Here is a 17,990-nt window from a genome sequence, read left to right as displayed (position 1 = left end):
GAGAGGAAAGAGCGTGCACCTTAAGCGTGGAGGTCTCACAGGGGTTTCATTAGCCTAGTAACAACGAACTGTGAGAAGTCAGCCGAGCCCATAGTAGTGAAGAAGTCTCTGTAATAGAGATGGAGCAAAGGGGCGAACAATCAATAAGTTTGAGTATGTCTCGTATTGCAGAAGAGATAACATCTGCCGTAACCAATCGGGTAAAAGATGGTCAAATCAAGCGAGACGGAAAGGAAAGAACGCATGGACACAAGTAGTCTAATGGAGCAGATATTATCTAGCGATAACCTCAACAGAGCATATCTGCAGGTCGTACGAAACAAAGGTGCAGAGGGAGTGGACGGAATGAAGTGCACAGAACTTAAGGAACATCTTGCAAAGAACGGCGAAATCATTAAGGAGCAGCTGAGGACAAGAAAGTATAAACCTCAGCCAGTACGGAGAGTGGAGATACCAAAACCCGATGGCGGTTTCAGAAACCTGGGAGTGCCAACAGTAACAGACAGATTTATACAACAAGCTATTGCACAGGTCTTAACACCAATCTATGAGGAGCAGTTCCATGATCATAGTTATGGATTCAGACCGAACAGATGTGCACAACAGGCAATCCTGACAGCACTTGATATGATGAACGAGGGCAACGACTGGATTGTAGACATTGACTTGGAAAAGTTCTTTGACACAGTAAACCATGACAAGCTTATGACCATCATAGGCAGAACTATAAAAGATGGAGATGTTATCTCTATCATTAGGAAATATCTTGTCAGTGGAATCATGATTGATGATGAGTATGAGGATTCTATTGTGGGAACACCACAAGGAGGAAATCTTTCACCATTACTGGCAAATATCATGCTGAATGAACTTGATAAGGAAATGGAAAAGAGAAGGCTTAACTTTGTACGATACGCGGATGACTGTATTATTATGGTCGGAAGCGAAATGTCTGCCAATCGTGTAATGAGAAACATATCTCGTTTTATTGAAGAGAAAGTAGGACTCAAAGTTAACATGACCAAGAGCAAAGTAGATAGACCAAGAGGATTGAAATATCTGGGTTTCGGATTCTACTTTGATTCAAGAGCACACCAATTTAAGGCAAAACCACATGCAAAATCAGTAGCAAAGTTCAAGAGGCGAATGAAAGAACTCACTTGTCGTAGCTGGGGCGTTAGTAACAGCTATAAGGTTGAGAAACTTAATCAGCTTATCAGAGGGTGGATTAACTACTTTAAAATAGGTAGTATGAAGGTGTTATGTGCCACGCTCGACCAAAGCATAAGATTTCGATTGCGCATGTGTATATGGAAACATTGGAAAACTCCACAGAATCGCGCGAAGAACTTAATAAAGCTAGGGGTATATAAGAAACTAGCGTACTCAACGGCTTATAATGGTGCGAGAATCGCACACTGCTGTCAAGGCGGTGCCATGAATGTAGCCGTTACAAAAGAAAGACTAACCCGTTTTGGATTAATCTCAATGTTAGATTACTACACCGAAAGGTGTGTTACTTGTTAAGTTGACTGAACCGCCGTGTACCGAACGGTACGCACGGTGGTGTGAGAGGTCGGGAAATCACTCAGATTTCCCTCCTACTCGATTGTGAAGAATTATGACTGGACCAGTTCTCTGTCTTTGCCGATAAAGAAAAGGGCAATTGTATCAGGACCGACATGACTTCCGGTGCAGAAGTCGTAAGATGTGTTGATAAAATCACGTATGTTGATTTTTTCTCTTATTTTATCCATGATATAAAGAGAATCTTCGTAAGCGTCGGCATGTGCAATATCGATGATCTGTTCTTCAGGTTTTATAATATTATCACAAACCAGATTGATCAGAGTATTCAGGGCTGCTTTACGTCCACGGACATTTTTATAAGTTACAATATAGCCATCTTTGTTTCCTCTGAGAATAGGCTTGATTTTGAGAACATTTCCGATAGTGGCTATTAATGTGACAAATTGTAACACCAAATTTAAAACATTTCAATAGCTTATGCTGACCAGAATCACGTACCAAATCTTTACGTGCGTTCGACTTGAATTTATACTAAAATAAGAGAATAAATAAGAATCAGGAGCAATAAGAAATGAACCAGAAAGATTTTAAAAACAAAAGTGAGATGCAGATATTCCTGTCATATTTTAGACCACACAGGAAGCTGTTTTTGCTGGATATGGTATGTGCTCTGGCAATAGCAGTAATAGATCTGGCATTTCCGTTTATTTCTAGGTGGTGTATGTACAAGCTGCTGCCGGATAATGCGTGGAGGACATTCTGGACGGTAATGGTCGTTGTGTTCTGTGCGTATATCCTGCGGTCAGTTTTTACCTATATTATTACTTACTGGGGACATAGCTGGAAAAGATGTTGTGGAAGTTTATTATAACCCGCCATATACCAATGGAGGAATTGAGAAATCAACGGCAAATCTTATTGGATATGAGAAAACAAATGAATTGAAACCAGGTGAATCACAGACGGTAACAATTTCTTTTACAGCTGAGGACATGGCTTCTTATGATTACCTGGAAAATGGATGCTACGTGCTGGAAGCAGGAGATTATGAGATCAGTATCAACAGCGATTCTCATAATGTGATCGATTCTGTTACTTATACAGTAGATGAAGATATTGTTTATGATGAGGCAAATCCACGTTCGACAGACTTGACTGCTGCTGTAAATCAATTCGGTTATGCAGACGGACATCTTACCTATTTATCACGTAAAGATGGCTTCAAGAATTATGATGAAACAACAGCTGCACCTGCGAGCACGTTTATGCCGGAGGATTTAAAAGAGGGATTTATTGTAACTTCCAACTATGAAATGCCGGAAATTCCAGATGCCGAAATGCCTGTGACTGGTGCGGATAATGGAATGAAACTGACGGAGCTTCGCGGTGCAGATTATGATGATGAGCGTTGGGAAACACTTCTGGATCAGCTTACAATTGATGAGATGCAGAATATGATCGCCCATGCCGGATTCCAGACTGCAGAAGCAAAAAGCGTTGAAAAAGTTGCTACTGTTGACTGCGATGGACCATCCGCTGTGAGCAATAACTTTACAGGTGCAGGTTCTGTAGGATTCCCGTCAAATGTTATGATCGCCTGCACATGGAATAAGGATTTAGCTCATACATACGGATATGATATGGGAAAAATGGCTACAGAACTTGGTTGCTCTGGATGGTATGCACCATCTATGAACCTTCATAGAAGTGCATTTGGTGGGCGTACATATGAGTACCCGTCAGAGGACCCAATCATTGCAGGAACTATGTCTGCACAGGTTGTAAATGGTGCTGCTGAGAATGGTGTTTATGCATATATGAAACATTTTGCAATGAACGAGCAGGAGACAAACCGTTGGATTATGATCTGCACTTGGTCAAATGAACAGGCAATGCGTGAACTGTATTTGAAACCATTCGAAATCTGTGTAAAAAACAGCAATATTACAGCTACAATGTCTTCCTTTAACTACATTGGAAATGTGTGGGCTGGCGGAAATTACGAACTGCAGACAACGCTTCTCCGTGATGAATGGGGATTCAAAGGCTTTGTAGAAACCGACTATTTTGCTGGTGCATTTAACATGAATGCAGATCAGGTAATCGCAACTGGCGGTTCCTGCTGTTTGTCTACATTTGATGTAGGAACAAACTTTGTTACAGATACATCTGACCCATCCACAGTTCAGTATATGAGAACTGCCTGCAAGAACATTATGTATACTGTTGTGAACAGTAATGCATATGCTGGTGAAACATCTTTAACACTGGCATTGTGGATGAAAATCATGGTTGGTGTGGACGTGGCAGTAGCTGTTATCCTGATTCTTCTGGAAGTAGTTCTGGTGAAGAAATATAAGAAGAGAAAAAGTGTGTTAATTGTTGTTGAGTAATAGATAGTGATGAATTCATGAAGATGCAATGTTGTCCACATTCAACGGAGAAGAGAACAATGTAGCTAATCCGGAGCATCCAACATCTGTACTTCAGATGAGAAATGCCTGCAAAAATGTCATGTATACAGTTGTAAGCAGCTGGGCTTATGATGGAAAACACAAAGAAACAGGTATGGAAAACTGGAAAAAAGCAGGAATTGGTATCGACGTAGTAATAGCACTTTTCATAGCAGGAATGGAAGTATTGATAATCAGAGGATATAAGAAAAGAAAGAATGCTGAATAAGGATGAAAGAGGGATGGAAAACAGTTATGAAGCAGCAAAAATTGGTTGAAAAGATGACAATAGAAGAAAAGGCAGCGGTACTCAGTGGAAAAACTGTCTGGCAGACCAGAGAAATTGACAGGCTTTCCATCCCGTCCATCTTTCTTTCAGATGGACCGCATGGAATCAGAAAACAGGCAGGAGCAGGAGACCATCTGGGACTGAATGCATCCTTGAATGCAACTTGTTTTCCCACAGCAGCGACAATAGCTAACAGCTGGAATCAGGACCTGGGGGAAGAAATCGGACAGGCTCTTGGAGAGGAAGCAGCAAGTATGGATGTAAATATCCTGCTTGGTCCGGGATTAAATATTAAAAGAAGCCCATTATGTGGAAGAAATTTTGAATATTTTTCAGAAGATCCATATCTTTCCGGGAAGATGGCAGCGTCATATATTCGTGGAATACAGAGTAAAGGCGTATATGCCTGCCCGAAGCATCTGGCGGTTAATAGTCAGGAACTTCGGAGAATGGCAATGGACGCAGTTGTTGACGAACGGACATTAAGAGAAATATATCTGACCGGTTTTGAGATAGCTGTTAAAGAAGGACACGCAAAAGCAATCATGAGCAGTTACAACCAGATTAATGGGATTTATGCTAATGAGGACAAACATCTTTTGACAGACATCCTGCGCAAAGACTGGGGATTTGATGGAATTGTAGTAACAGACTGGGGCGGAAGCAATGACCATGTGAAAGGTGTTGCTGCCGGCTCAAATCTGGAGATGCCGTCCTGTGGGTACGATTCTGCAAGAGAAGTGATTGCTGCTGTCCAAAGTGGAAAGCTGAAGGAAGCGGATTTGGATGAAAGAGTTGGAGAATTGGTGGATGCAGTGATGGAGCTGACATCAGGGAAGAAGCTTTCAAATAAAAACTTTGACAGAAACGCACATCATCAACTGGCAAAGAAAGCAGCAGCAGAAAGCATGATTCTTCTGAAAAATGAAAAACAGATTCTTCCGCTGGATACAAAAAAATCCATCGCTGTTATTGGAGATTTTGCTTTTTCACCCAGATATCAGGGGGCAGGATCTTCTATGGTCAATCCAACAAAAGTAGAAGATATGTCATCAATTTTGCAACAATATGACCTGAATATTCTGGGAATGACAAGAGGCTATCAGAGAAATGGAGATGTAGATGAGAATGATAGAAAGTTTGCATTAAATTTATCTATGAACGCGGATATTGTGATTTTCTGCTTTGGTCTTGATGAGATCAGTGAATCAGAAGGACTGGACAGAACCCATATGCGTATTCCGCAGGATCAGATAGATCTTTTGCAGGATATCAGCAAAGTGAATGAAAATATTATTGGAATATTGAGTGCAGGATCTGCGATAGAAATGCCATGGCACACCTGCTGCAAAGCGATTTTGCATGGCTATCTGAATGGACAGGCAGGCGCTTCTGCAACATTGGATATTCTGACTGGAAAAGTGAATCCATCAGGAAGACTGGCAGAAACATATCCCATATCTTATGAACAGACACCGGCATTCCGATATTATCCAAGTAATGAGAAAACATCGGAATACCGCGAGAGTATTTATGTGGGATATCGCTATTATGGTACTTCAAAAGTCCGGGTGCAATATCCATTTGGCTTTGGGCTTTCCTATACAGAATTTACATATTCTGATCTTATCATAGAAGAGGATGGAATCAAAGTATCGGTTACCAATACAGGTGACAGAGATGGAGCTGAGGTTGTTCAGATGTATGTAGGACTTCCTAATGCAATCGTGTTTCGACCGGAAAAAGAACTGAAAGGTTTTGCAAAAGTTTATTTAAAGGCAGGAGAAAGCAGACAGATCAGAATTCCCTTTGATGATAAGACATTCCGTTATTGGAATATAAAAACAGGACAGTGGGAAACAGAAACAGGAACTTATCAGATTATGGTAGGTGCCAGTGTTGCAGATATTCGTTTAACAGGTATGACCGAGAGAACAGGAAACAGTAAAGGATATCCTTATAATCCGGCAAAATGCCTTACTATTATACAGGAATCGTGCAGAAAATATCAGATGAGGAATTTCGTGAACTTCTTGGTCATGAGATACCGAATGGAAGATGGAGTGGAAATCTGGAAATCAATGATGCAATCTGCCAGATGTATTATGCAAAAAGCAGACTTGCAAGACTGATATATAGATGTCTCACAAAAATGAAAAAGAAGAGTGAGGCACAGGGAAAGCCGGATCTGAATATTCTTTTTATTTACAACATGCCATTTAGAGGTATTGCCAAAATGACCGGCGGGGCAGTCAGTATGGAAATTGTTTGGAGTAAAATTTACATGGAGTTTGCTGGGGTATAATGTATTGCGTGATGCAACGGGAAATATACTGATCGGTGGTGGACTTGGCTATTTTATCAGTTATGAATTGGGGTCATTTCTTGCACAGTGTATTAATTTTCCACTGCAGAGAAATATTACTTTTAAAAGCCATGGAAATCCTGTATATCAGGCAATCTGGTATTTTGTTGCATGGGTGGTAATCTCACTGATTTGTAATGGATTTAATAATCTGTGGATGCCGGTTGCATCTGCATATGTGGCACCGGCAGTCTATAACATGCTTGTGACAATTATTACAGGTGGAGTTTCCATGGTGATTTTTTTCTTTGTGTTTAAAATTATTTTCCCAGAGGGGAAGGCTGAATAGAAGAAATTAGCAAGTATGCCTGAAATCTAATAATAAAAGAGATGAGGAGTAGTAAGAAAATCAGACAAATATATTTTTCCAAGAATTTGTCGTAAAAATGTGGTCAAACCAAGAAAATCGAGTGCGAAAGAGAATGTTACGCCATGCACAGCTCGGGAAAGAATTCCCTCGCTGTAGGGCTGTCGCCCTATAAAATAGCAAAAAAAGACGCCTTTGCAAGTAAACTAGCAGGGCGTCTTTTTTCACCATTTTGCATGGCTCGTAGCGTTCACAAAATCTTCACAAAATAATTAGCACTCGCCTCTTGACAGTGCTAATAATAAGTGTTATATTACAGCTAGAACAAAGGAAGAGGGATACAAAGAGAGGAAAAGAAGAAAACCTCCGGTATCCGGAAGCCTTTCCGTTCCAAAGAAACAGGTAAACAAAAAGATCCGGTGAAAAGAAAAACCGGAGAAAAAGCATGGATCAGGTTCCATGAGAAGAATAAGAAGGAGCGATGACTTATGTTAATGCCTAGTATTTTTGGAGAAAATTTATTTGATGACTTTTTCAACGATTTTCCGTTCTATGATTATGACAAAGAGATGAAGAATACAGAAAAGAAACTGTATGGCCGCAAAGCCAGCCATGTGATGAAAACAGATATTCGCGAGCTGGATAATGGCTACGAGGTAGTGGTTGACCTTCCGGGCTTCACAAAAGATGAAGTTCAGGCCACACTGGAAAATGGTTATCTGACCATCAGTGCAGAGAAAGGTCTTGACAAAGACGAGAAAGAAAAAGAGAGCGGCCGCTACATCCGTAAAGAGCGTTACGCAGGTGCATGCAGCAGAAGCTTCTATGTAGGTGAGGATATTACCGAAGAGGATATCAAGGCTGAATTTAAACACGGTCTGCTGAAACTCTTCGTACCGAAGAAGGAAGCAAAACCGGCTGTGGAGCAGAAAAAGACAATCTCCATTGAAGGATAAAAGAAAAAAAGCAAAAGCGTTTGCCGCCCGGGAATGTTAAAATTCCCGGGCGGCAAAATTTTTATCTTTTCTGGTACATCCCGAGGGAAAGAATCCGGAATACGCGGGCGGATATACGTGATTTTCGGATTCGGAAAATAAATTGTATACAATAATGTACTTGCTATTTGGGAACAGGTCGGATACAATAGGCGTGACAATTACAAAATGAGAGAACTCGTATCAAAAGGAGAAATCATGAAGAAAAGAAGAAGCGTACTTGCGCTGCTTTTAGTTGCAGCTCTTACTGTTGTACTTGGCGGATGCCAGGATGGCAAGGATGGGAAAGCAGATTCTTCCGATACCACAAGTTCTCAGGTATCAACGGAATCAACCCCGACAGGGGAACCTGTTATGGGAGGTTCCATCACGGTAGGAATTCCTCAGGACATTGAGGATAGTCTTGACCCACACAAATCTGTTGCGGCAGGAACGAAAGAAATCCTATTCAATATTTATGAGGGCCTTGTAAAGCCCGATGAAGAAGGAAATCTGAACGATGCGGTGGCAGAGAGTCATTCGATCTCGGAGGATGGAAAGGTTTATACCTTCAAGCTCCGGAATGGTGTCAAATTCCACGATGGAACGACCGTCACTGCAGAGGATGTAAAATATTCAATCGAACGCTGTGCGGGTATCAACGGAGACGGAACGCCTCTGGTAGAGGCATTTTCCAATGTGGACAAGGTTGAAATTCCGGACGAGAGCACGATCGACATCTATTTAAAAGAGGCAGACACCGAGTTTCTTGCCTATCTGACGGTAGCGATTGTACCTGAGCATGTGGAAGATCTGGAAGCAGATCCGGTCGGAACAGGCCCGTTCCACTATGTATCACGGTCCCCGCAGGAAAACATTGTCCTTGAAAAATTCAGCGATTACTGGGATACGGAAAATCAGGCGTATCTGGACAAGGTAACATTTCGAATTGTCAAGGACAGCAATGCAGTCGTAACAAACCTGAAATCCGGTACACTGGACATGTATGCACGTCTCAGTTCCACACAGACAGCGCAGCTTGCCGAAGATTCCGATTTTACGATTTATGACGGCGGTATGAACCTGGTACAGGCGCTGTATCTGAACAATGCCGTGGAACCGCTCAACAATGTGAAGGTGCGCCAGGCGCTGTGCTATGCGGCAAACCGCCAGGAAGTGCTGGATATGATTGCGGACGGAAAAGGAACGATCATCGGAAGCAGCATGTTCCCGGCATTTGGAAAATATTATGTGCCGGAACTGTCAGAGCGATATAATCAGGATATTGAGAAGGCAAAAGAACTGTTAAAAGAAGCCGGATACCCAGATGGATTTGAGCTTACGATTACAGTGCCGAACAATTATCAGCAGCATATCGATACAGCCCAGGTTCTGGTAGAGCAGCTTAAAGCGATCGGTGTTACTGCCAAAATTCAGCAGGTCGAGTGGGACAGCTGGCTGTCGGATGTATATGCAGACCGGAAGTTCCAGTCCACGGTTGTCGGCGTTGATGCGGCATATCTGACCGGACGCGCGTTGCTGGAACGGTTTACCTCAACATCATCCAAGAACTTTATCAACTACAGCAACGAAGAGTATGATAAACTGTATCAGCAGGTTAAGACCAGCACGGATGAAGAGGAGCAGGTTGAGATTTACAAAAAAATGGAAACACTGCTCTGTGACGATGCGGCAAACCTGTATATCGAGGATATGGCATGTGAGGTTGCACTTCGGAGCGATTTTGCGGGCTATCGGTTCTATCCGCTGTATGTGCAGGATATGGCGAAAATTTATAAAGTAAAATAGTAGCTATTCCGTTACGGCTCGCTGGGTACCGGTGGGCGGTAACGCTATTTCAGGCAGGAAAAAGAAAAACTCTCATTCGATTGTCAAATCTGCCTGAAAAGAGATAAAATCTGAAAAAACAGAGAAAAAGCGGCGCAGAATTGCTGAAAAGAAGCAGTCTGCGTTGCTTTTTCTCTCTGTCGATAGAATCTCCGAAAATATGTTAGGCTTGACTTTTTTTTCAACACTGCCTACTATAGAAAAAGACAGAAAAAACATAAGGGCTTCGCGGCGATGCGTGAGGCCCTTTTTATCTAAGCTAATGTTTCTGAATGTATTGTGGAAAGAAGGGGAACCCATGACAGATTTTCTGGTAAGATGTTTTGTAAAAGAGTATGAGAACACTGACAATGCGGATGTGCGGACGAGATATGGTATTTTATCCAGTATGGTAGGAATCTGCTGCAATGTATTGCTGTTTGCCGCCAAGCTGCTGATCGGTGTTGGGATGCATTCTCTGGCGATCATGGCGGATGCGTTCAATAACCTTTCCGATGCGGCATCTTCGGTCATCAGCTTTGTTGGTGTCAAGATGGCAAACAAACCGGCCGACAAAGAGCATCCGTTCGGGCATGGACGGATCGAGTATATTGCAGCGCTGATCGTTTCGTTTCTGGTTATTGAAGTCGGCTTTACGTTTTTAAAGAGCTCCCTGGAGAAAATTCGCAATCCGGAAGAGATCACATTTCAGATGGTTCCGTTTTTGATTCTGGTGCTCTCGGTTGGTGTAAAACTGTGGATGGCGCTTTTCAACCGAAAACTGGGAAACCGCATTCAGTCGAAGGTGATGCTGGCAACGTCGGCGGATTCCATGGGCGACGTGATCACGACGAGCGCAACGATCGCTTCTATATTGATCTGCCATTTCCTTTCGGTTAATATCGACGCAATCGCAGGACTTGTTGTGGCGGTACTCGTTATGTGGTCCGGTATTTCCATTGCAAAAGATACATTGGAACCGCTGATCGGGCAGGGCGCGGATCCGGATCTGTATGCACGGATCATGAAAGAGGTTGCTTCCTATGAAGGAATTGTAGGAACCCATGATCTGATTGTCCACAACTACGGGCCTGGCAGAAGTATGGCATCGATCCATGCGGAGGTGCCGCGAGATGTCGATATCGAGGTATCGCATGATATTATCGACCGCATTGAACATGAGGTCGGCAAAAAATTGGGGATTCTGCTGGTCATCCACATGGATCCGGTGGAGATCCACGATGCGACGGTTCTTGCGACAAAGGAGAAGGTAAGAAACGTAATTTCCATTCTCGATCCGGAGCTTTCCTTCCACGATTTCCGTATGATCAACGGGGCGGAGAAAAAGAAGCTGATTTTTGATCTTGAAATCCCGTATTCTTATAAGAAGAAAGACTGTGATCGCGTGATCGGGCAGATCGGGGCGCTGATGAAGGAAATGGATGAGAAGTATGAATGCGTCGTCAACATCGACAAAAAATACGTGGCGGGAGAGTGACAACGGCCGGGTTGAGCCGTCAAATCCCTTCCAAAATGTTCCAAAAGTCAGTTTTTTGAAAAAAATAAAAAAATTTCAAAAAAGGTGTTGACTTTTCTCTTGCGATAGTGTATTATACATCTTGTCGCAAGGCAATGGGCTATCGCCAAACGGTAAGGCAACGGACTCTGACTCCGTCAGTTCCTGGTTCGAATCCAGGTAGCCCAGCTCATTGAAAGGTCTCAGGTCTCGTACCTGAGGCCTTTTTCGATGCTCAAAAACAAATACAGCAGGAGGAACGAAACGATGAAGTATTCCTTTACGAGCAGAATCCGCTACAGCGAAATCGGTGAGGACGGAAATCTCACCCTGCCGGGGCTGATCAATTACTTTCAGGACTGCAGTACCTTCCAGTCGGAAGCGATCGGCGAGGGCGTTGCGGAGCTCAAAAAACGAGGCTGCGCCTGGGTGCTGTCCGCGTGGCAGATTCATGTGCGCCGCTATCCATCCCTCGGTGAAGCGGTAAAAATCACTACATGGGCGAGCGGCTTCAAAGGATTTCTTGGCATGCGTAACTTCACGATGGAAACAGAAGACGGCGAAATGCTCGCCTGTGCCAACTCCATCTGGTCTTACGTCAATATGGAAACGGGTCATCCCGTCCGTGCACCGAAAGAGACGACAGACGCCTATGGCATTGACGATCCGATCGACGAGGATTTCGGCGAGCGCAAAGTGAAAATGCCGGAAGCAGATTTCATCGGCGAACCGTTCCCGGTGCGGCCGCACAACCTCGATACGAACCACCACGTCAATAACGCACAGTTCATTTCCCTTGCCGGTGAATGCCTTTCGAAGAACTTCACCGTGCACCGGATGCGCGCCGAATACAAACAGCAGGCGCACCTCGGTGACGTCCTGCATCCGCTGCGCGCCGAGACGGAAAACGGCTGTTTTATCTCGCTGAACGATGAAAAAGGACAGCCATACGTAGTTGTGGAATTTCAATGATTGTGGTACAATCGGAAAGAATAAGATACGAACGTAATAAACACAATGAGGAAAGGGGAATTTGCCATGAGAGCGCAGAACCTTACACTGTTAACCGATTTATATGAACTTACCATGATGCAGGGCTACTACGAGAACCCGTCCGATCAGATCGTGGTATTTGATGCATTTTACAGAAAGAATCCATGCGGCGGCGCATACGCCGTATGTGCAGGACTTGAGCAGGTAATCGAGTATGTCCGCGATCTTCACTTTTCACCGGATGACATCGACTATCTCCGTTCCCTCCATATTTTCAACGATGATTTCCTGGAGTATTTAAGAGGCTTCCATTTCACCGGAGATATCTATGCGATCCCGGAAGGAACCGTCGTATTCCCAAGAGAACCGCTCTTAAAAGTTGTCGCTCCGATCATGGAGGCACAGCTTGTAGAGACCGCGATTCTGAACATGATCAACCATCAGAGCCTGATCGCGACGAAAGCATCCCGCGTTGTTTACGCGGCAAAGGGCGACGGCATCATGGAGTTTGGACTCCGCCGTGCACAGGGACCGGATGCCGGTATCTACGGCGCGCGTGCTGCCATGATCGGCGGCTGCATCGGAACCTCCAATGTCCTGACCGGACAGATGTTTGAAGTTCCAGTCAAGGGAACCCACGCACACAGCTGGATCATGAGCTTCCCGGATGAGTACACCGCATTCAAAACGTATGCGAAAATGTATCCGGAAGCATGCATTCTTCTCGTAGACACCTACGATGTTCTCGCATCCGGTGTTCCGAATGCGATCCGCGTATTCAAAGAGATGAGAGCAGAGGGCTTACCGATGAAGGGCTACGGCATCCGCATCGACAGCGGTGACCTGGCTTACCTGTCGAAAAAAGCATATCAGATGCTCGAGGCAGAAGGTTTCGGCGATGCCATCATTTCCGCATCCAGCGACCTCGATGAGTACCTGATCGACAGCCTGAAAACCCAGGGTGCGAAGATCAATTCCTGGGGTGTCGGCACCAACCTGATCACATCCGGTGACTGGCCGGCATTCGGCGGCGTTTACAAGCTGGCAGCAGCAAAAGATAAAGATGACGCAGAATTCACACCGAAGATCAAGCTGTCCGAGAACTCCGAGAAAGTAACAAACCCGGGCAATAAGACGATTTATCGTATTTATGATAAAGAAACCGGAAAGATCCGTGCCGACCTGATCTGCCTTGCAGACGAGACCTTCGACGAGAGCAAAGATATGATCATCTTCGACCCGATCGAGACCTGGAAAAAGACGAAGATCAAAGGCGGAACCTACACCTTACGCGAGCTCCTCGTTCCGATTTTCCAGAAGGGCGCATGCGTCTACACTTCTCCATCCGTCATGGAGATCCGCGACATCTGCACCAGAGAGAAAGATACCCTCTGGGAGGAGTCCAAACGTCTGGTCAATCCGCATGAGGTTTACGTGGATCTGTCCGACAAGCTGTACCACATCAAGAGCGACCTGCTCGAGGAGATGAGCATGAAGGCTCTCGGCGAGCAGTAAGAAAGGAAGTCAAATGTTAAATATAGGAAGAAAGCAAAAGCTGGTAGTAGTAAAGAAAGTAGAATTCGGTATTTATCTTGGGGAGACCCGGGAAGCAGGCGAGAAGGAACGTGTTCTTCTGCCGATCAAACAGGTGCCGGAAGGAACAAAAGAGGGAGATGAGCTGGAAGTATTTCTGTACCGCGATTCCAGCGACCGTCTGATTGCGACAACCAGAGAGCCGAAGCTGGTGCTTGGAGAGCTGGCTGTCTTAAACGTAGCTGCTACCGGAAAGATCGGAGCATTTCTGGACTGGGGTCTGGAAAAAGATCTGTTTCTTCCGTTTAAACAGCAGACCCGCCGCCTCCATCCAGGTGATGAGGTTCTGGTTTCCCTCTACATCGACAAGAGCGACCGTCTTTGCGCAACGATGAAGGTTTACCATTTCCTGAAAACCAATTCTCCGTACGTCGTAGGCGATATCGTAAAGGGAAGAATCTACGAGATCAGCGGAAACTTCGGCGTTTTCGTTGCTGTTGATGACCGCTACTCCGGTCTGATTCCAAAGAGAGAAGCACAGGCAGACTATCATGTCGGCCAGGAACTTGAGTGCCGCGTTACCGAAGTCAAAGAGGACGGAAAACTCTCCCTGTCCGCACGCGGAAAAGCGTACGAGCAGATCGCAATCGATGCAGAGAGCGTTCTTTCTGTGATTGAGGAATTTGCAGGTGTCCTTCCATTTGATGACAAAGCATCACCGGAAGTGATTCAGAGAGAATTCGGCCTCAGCAAAGCAGCATTTAAGCGCGCGGTCGGCCATCTGATGAAAGAAAAACAGGTTGTCATCCGCGACGGTAAAATCTGGACGGCAGAAAAAGCAAAATAAGAAAAAATCGGGCACTGGACAGGAAGCACATCCTCTCCGGTGTCCGTTTTTTTGTGTCAGACAGCAGATAAAATTTTGAAATTTTTTCTGCGCCCGGTTTGCGGTTGCGCGAAGAGAGGATTGCGCTTATAATATGATCTATATGACAAAAAGTGACACAGGATCTGATGGAGAGCGATGAAGAAAAAGAAAAGTAAGAAAAAAACATCTTTTATTTCCAAAACCGCAATGACGGTTTTGACGATCATTCTGATTATTCTGTTTTTCTGCATTATGTCGATGGTCGAGAAAATACAGGGAACGGCCCGCGTTGTCAACTATGCCGGTCTGGTGCGCGGAAAAACGCAGCGGATTATCAAGCTGGAGGATGCGGGAGAACCGCAGGATACGATGATTGCAGACATCAACGCTTATATCGACGGTCTGCGGAACGGAAGCAGCGAGCTGGATCTGGTGCGCCTGGACGACCGGGATTTTCAGGATAAGATGACTGAGCTGGCATCGTATTTTGAAGAGCTGAAGGCAGAGATTCTGCTGGTGCGTGAAAAAGGATATGAGAATACCGCGATTATCGAAAAGAGTGAGACCTTTTTCAAAATCTGTGACGAGGCGACGGGCCTTGCGGAAGCGTATTCGCAGAGAATGGCGTCTTCGCTGAAGAAGCTGGAGCAGGTGGTAGTAGGAGATATCATCGGTCTGGTGTTTGTCATCGGCATGGAGCTGATCAAGGCCGTCCGCTATGCGGCGATGAACCGTATTCTGCAGAAGAAAGTCTATCTCGATGAGGCGACGGGCCTGCCAAATAAAAATAGATGCGAAGAGATTCTGGAGGGAAGCGACGGAGGAGAAGAAATTTCCAGCGTGTATGCGGTCTGCGTGTTTGACCTCAACAATCTGCGCACGATCAACAACAGTCTGGGTCACGACAAGGGAGACGAATATATCCGTTCCTTTGCCGTTCAGCTTCGAAAAGCAGTCCCGGAGGAGTATTTCGTCGGAAGAAACGGCGGAGATGAGTTTCTTGCCATTCTGCGCGGACTGAACCGCGAAGAAGTGGAAGCGTGCATGAATCACATCCGCACGCAGACGGCAGAATATTCCCGCCAGCACCCGGAGATGCCGATCAGCTACGCCGGAGGCTATGCACTGTCCACGGAATTTGAAGACTGTGATATCCGGGAACTGTTCCGCCATGCGGACCAGAACATGTATATCGACAAAAACCGCGCGAAGATGGAAGAAGCCGCCGCAGAGCGGAAGATCAGCCTGGAAGCGCTGGACGTCGTAAAGAAAAAGGGATACCATTTTTCCAACTGTATTTACTGCAATGCAAGACAGGACCAGTACCGGATTCTGCGTGCCGTTTCGGGCTTTTTCCTTGCCGAGGACGGCAGCTATACCGGTGCGGCCGAGCATATTGTGCAGGGCATCACGGATGAGGAAAAGAGAAAGGAAATGCGTAGAATGCTGGATCTTACCCATCTGAAGGAGTGCTATCAGAAGGGAGAAGAGAGCGTAGAAATTCTGTACGAGTATCAGGAGGGCAGCGAAGGGGAAGCGCTCTGCCGGGGAAAAGTCACCATTCTGTTCTACGACGCGGCCGAGGACGGCGGACTGCACCATTTTCTGATGGGCTTTGAGCGGTTCCGCTCCAATGGGGAAGCTGCTCGGAATGAAAAAGAACAGCTCGACCAATACTATGAACAGATGAAACAGTCGATCATTGAAAACAGCCACTACGCCGAGGCACTTCTCGAGACGGCCGAGGCCGTGTTCGCCGTTGATCTGACGAATGATTCGCTGGAGCAGATTTTTTACCACAGCGGGCAGAAGAAATTTGACCTCAATATAGATCTGCCGTGTTCCTACGAGAAATACTGCGGGGAATGCAGTGCGTTTGTCGCGGAGGAGACATTGGAATCATACCGCATTGTGGATTCCTCGAAGAAACTGCTGCAGCGCTTTGAAAACGGAGATAAGCAGGTAGTCGTGGAGTATCAGGAAACAGATGAGTCCGGCAGAAGAATATGGTTGCAGAAGACGGTTCTTATGTCACAGGATACCGTCTACGACCGAAAGACAAAGCGGGAGAGCGTTGTGGTACACGGCATGATCCTTTTCCGTGATACGTCAGAGTTCCACAGCCGGGAAGAGAGGGAGAAGATACAGCTTCAGGATGCCTTTAGAGCTGCAGACAGTGCAAGTCGTGCAAAAACAGAATTTATGAACCGCATGAGCCACGATGTGCGCACGCCGATCAATGGCATTATGGGCATGCTGGATATCATCCGCAAAAACCGGCAGGATGAGGCAAAAGTGGACGACTGCCTCGATAAAATCAATCTTTCCGCAAGCCATCTGCTGGCACTCGTCAACGATGTGCTCGATATGAATAAGCTGGAGTCCGGAAAAGAGACGATCGAGAGCGCTTCTTTTGATCTGACGCATCTGATGGATGATGTGGCATCCCTTGTCAATGCGCAGATTACGGAGATGGGCATTACCCACCGTATGCACCGCGGTGAGCTGACGCACACGAGACTGATCGGCAGTCCGCTGCGCCTGCGGCAGATTATGCTGAATCTCTTCAGCAATGCAATCAAGTACAACAAGCCGGGCGGAACGATCGATACGTATGCGGGCGAAGTCTCCTGCGACGGAACCCGGGTCGTCTACGAGTTCCGCATCATGGACAGCGGCATCGGAATGAGCAGCGAATTTATCGAAAAAGAGCTGTTCCATCCGTTCACACAGGAGAAGTCCGGTGCGAGAACGCAGTACAAGGGAACGGGCCTTGGCATGTCGATCGTCAAAGAACTGATCGAAAAAATGCAGGGCACGATCGAGGTAACGAGCCAGCAGGGCGTCGGAACGACGTATGTATTCCGGCTTCCGTTTTACATTGACTGCGAGGGACAGCGGATTCAGGAAGTAAAGACACGGATCGCAGGAAAAGAGCTTGTCCGTTTCCACGTTCTGCTTGTCGAGGATAATGAGATCAACATGGAAATCGCCGAGTTTTACCTGACCGATCACGGTGCGACGGTGGAAGAGGCATGGAACGGCCGCGAGGCGGTCGAAAAGTATGCGGCGAATCCGCAGAAATTTGATGTGATTTTAATGGATCTGATGATGCCTGTGATGGGCGGTCTTGAGGCAGCGCGGCAGATCCGCACCATGGGGCTTCCGGAAGCAAAACAAGTCCCGATCATCCCGATGACGGCGCAGTCCTCCGAAGAGAGTAAAGAGGGATGCCGCGCAGCGGGCATGAACAGCCATCTGACCAAGCCGATCGAGCCGGACAGCCTGGTGCAGACGATCTTGGAGACAACGGAACATGCCTTTGGAAAATAGAG

The 17,990-nt window shown here is 45.8% G+C and carries 13 protein-coding genes, 1 tRNA gene and 1 pseudogene; 14 read left to right on the top strand and 1 reads right to left on the bottom strand.

Features of this window, described 5'->3' with window-relative positions; all coding sequences use genetic code 11:
* Window positions 1–243 precede the first annotated feature (243 nt).
* Window positions 244–1,527, top strand: coding sequence for a group II intron reverse transcriptase/maturase (gene ltrA, locus DW769_RS06320; protein WP_158576419.1), 1,284 nt, complete (start codon window positions 244–246; stop codon window positions 1,525–1,527).
* A gap of 92 nt (window positions 1,528–1,619) precedes the next feature.
* Here ltrA and DW769_RS06315 read toward each other — a convergent pair whose 3' ends face one another.
* A complete protein-coding gene (locus DW769_RS06315; protein ID WP_243105430.1) occupies window positions 1,620–1,982 on the bottom strand; it encodes a DegV family protein in 363 nt (120 codons plus the stop codon).
* 119 nt (window positions 1,983–2,101) lie between these two features.
* Between DW769_RS06315 and DW769_RS06310 the strand changes: the two genes are divergently transcribed.
* From DW769_RS06310 to DW769_RS06245, 13 genes and pseudogenes are all read left to right on the top strand, one after another.
* Window positions 2,102–2,401, top strand: a complete 300-nt coding sequence (locus DW769_RS06310) for a hypothetical protein (RefSeq protein ID WP_243105425.1) — start codon at window positions 2,102–2,104, stop codon at window positions 2,399–2,401.
* The gene (locus DW769_RS06305) at window positions 2,385–3,923 is read left to right on the top strand and encodes a glycoside hydrolase family 3 N-terminal domain-containing protein (protein WP_243105424.1); all 1,539 of its coding nucleotides are present in this window, start codon (window positions 2,385–2,387) and stop codon (window positions 3,921–3,923) included. Before DW769_RS06310 ends, DW769_RS06305 begins: the two co-directional genes overlap by 17 nt.
* Before the next feature lie 31 nt (window positions 3,924–3,954).
* On the top strand, window positions 3,955–4,212 hold the full coding sequence (locus DW769_RS06300) for a hypothetical protein (RefSeq protein ID WP_243105423.1): 258 nt from the start codon (window positions 3,955–3,957) through the stop codon (window positions 4,210–4,212).
* Window positions 4,213–4,238: 26 nt separating this feature from the next.
* Window positions 4,239–6,541: pseudogene (locus DW769_RS06295) on the top strand (glycoside hydrolase family 3 C-terminal domain-containing protein); the annotation flags it as partial.
* Window positions 6,537–6,926: a hypothetical protein gene (locus DW769_RS06290; RefSeq protein WP_330425655.1), complete on the top strand. Its 390-nt coding sequence runs from the start codon at window positions 6,537–6,539 to the stop codon at window positions 6,924–6,926. The pseudogene DW769_RS06295 and the gene DW769_RS06290, both read left to right, overlap by 5 nt.
* 506 nt (window positions 6,927–7,432) lie before the next feature.
* Window positions 7,433–7,900, top strand: coding sequence for an Hsp20/alpha crystallin family protein (locus DW769_RS06285; RefSeq protein WP_117510053.1), 468 nt, complete (start codon window positions 7,433–7,435; stop codon window positions 7,898–7,900).
* A 237-nt stretch (window positions 7,901–8,137) separates the two neighbouring features.
* Window positions 8,138–9,727 (top strand): ABC transporter substrate-binding protein, encoded by a 1,590-nt coding sequence (locus DW769_RS06280; RefSeq protein WP_117510054.1) that lies wholly within the window; start codon window positions 8,138–8,140, stop codon window positions 9,725–9,727.
* Window positions 9,728–10,064: 337 nt separating this feature from the next.
* Window positions 10,065–11,243 (top strand): cation diffusion facilitator family transporter, encoded by a 1,179-nt coding sequence (locus DW769_RS06270; RefSeq protein ID WP_117510056.1) that lies wholly within the window; start codon window positions 10,065–10,067, stop codon window positions 11,241–11,243.
* 135 nt (window positions 11,244–11,378) lie between these two features.
* Window positions 11,379–11,450 (top strand) — tRNA-Gln (locus DW769_RS06265).
* Between the two features lie 78 nt (window positions 11,451–11,528).
* Window positions 11,529–12,233, top strand: a complete 705-nt coding sequence (locus DW769_RS06260; protein WP_118750134.1) for an acyl-[acyl-carrier-protein] thioesterase — start codon at window positions 11,529–11,531, stop codon at window positions 12,231–12,233.
* Between the two features lie 66 nt (window positions 12,234–12,299).
* Window positions 12,300–13,769 carry a nicotinate phosphoribosyltransferase gene (locus tag DW769_RS06255; RefSeq protein WP_118750133.1) on the top strand — a complete coding sequence of 490 codons (1,470 nt, stop codon included), beginning with the start codon at window positions 12,300–12,302 and terminating at the stop codon, window positions 13,767–13,769.
* Between the two features lie 13 nt (window positions 13,770–13,782).
* Entirely contained in the window at window positions 13,783–14,634 is an 852-nt protein-coding gene (locus tag DW769_RS06250; RefSeq protein WP_022462037.1) for a CvfB family protein, read from the top strand.
* 177 nt (window positions 14,635–14,811) lie between these two features.
* A complete protein-coding gene (locus DW769_RS06245; RefSeq protein WP_118750132.1) occupies window positions 14,812–17,988 on the top strand; it encodes an ATP-binding protein in 3,177 nt (1,058 codons plus the stop codon).
* Window positions 17,989–17,990: the final 2 nt, after the last annotated feature.

Source organism: Blautia sp. AM29-29, from assembly GCF_003480555.1.
Lineage (GTDB): Bacteria > Bacillota > Clostridia > Lachnospirales > Lachnospiraceae > Fusicatenibacter > Fusicatenibacter saccharivorans.
The sequence above is the reverse complement of the archived record's forward strand: the minus strand, read 5'-3'. Positions and strand labels throughout refer to the sequence as shown.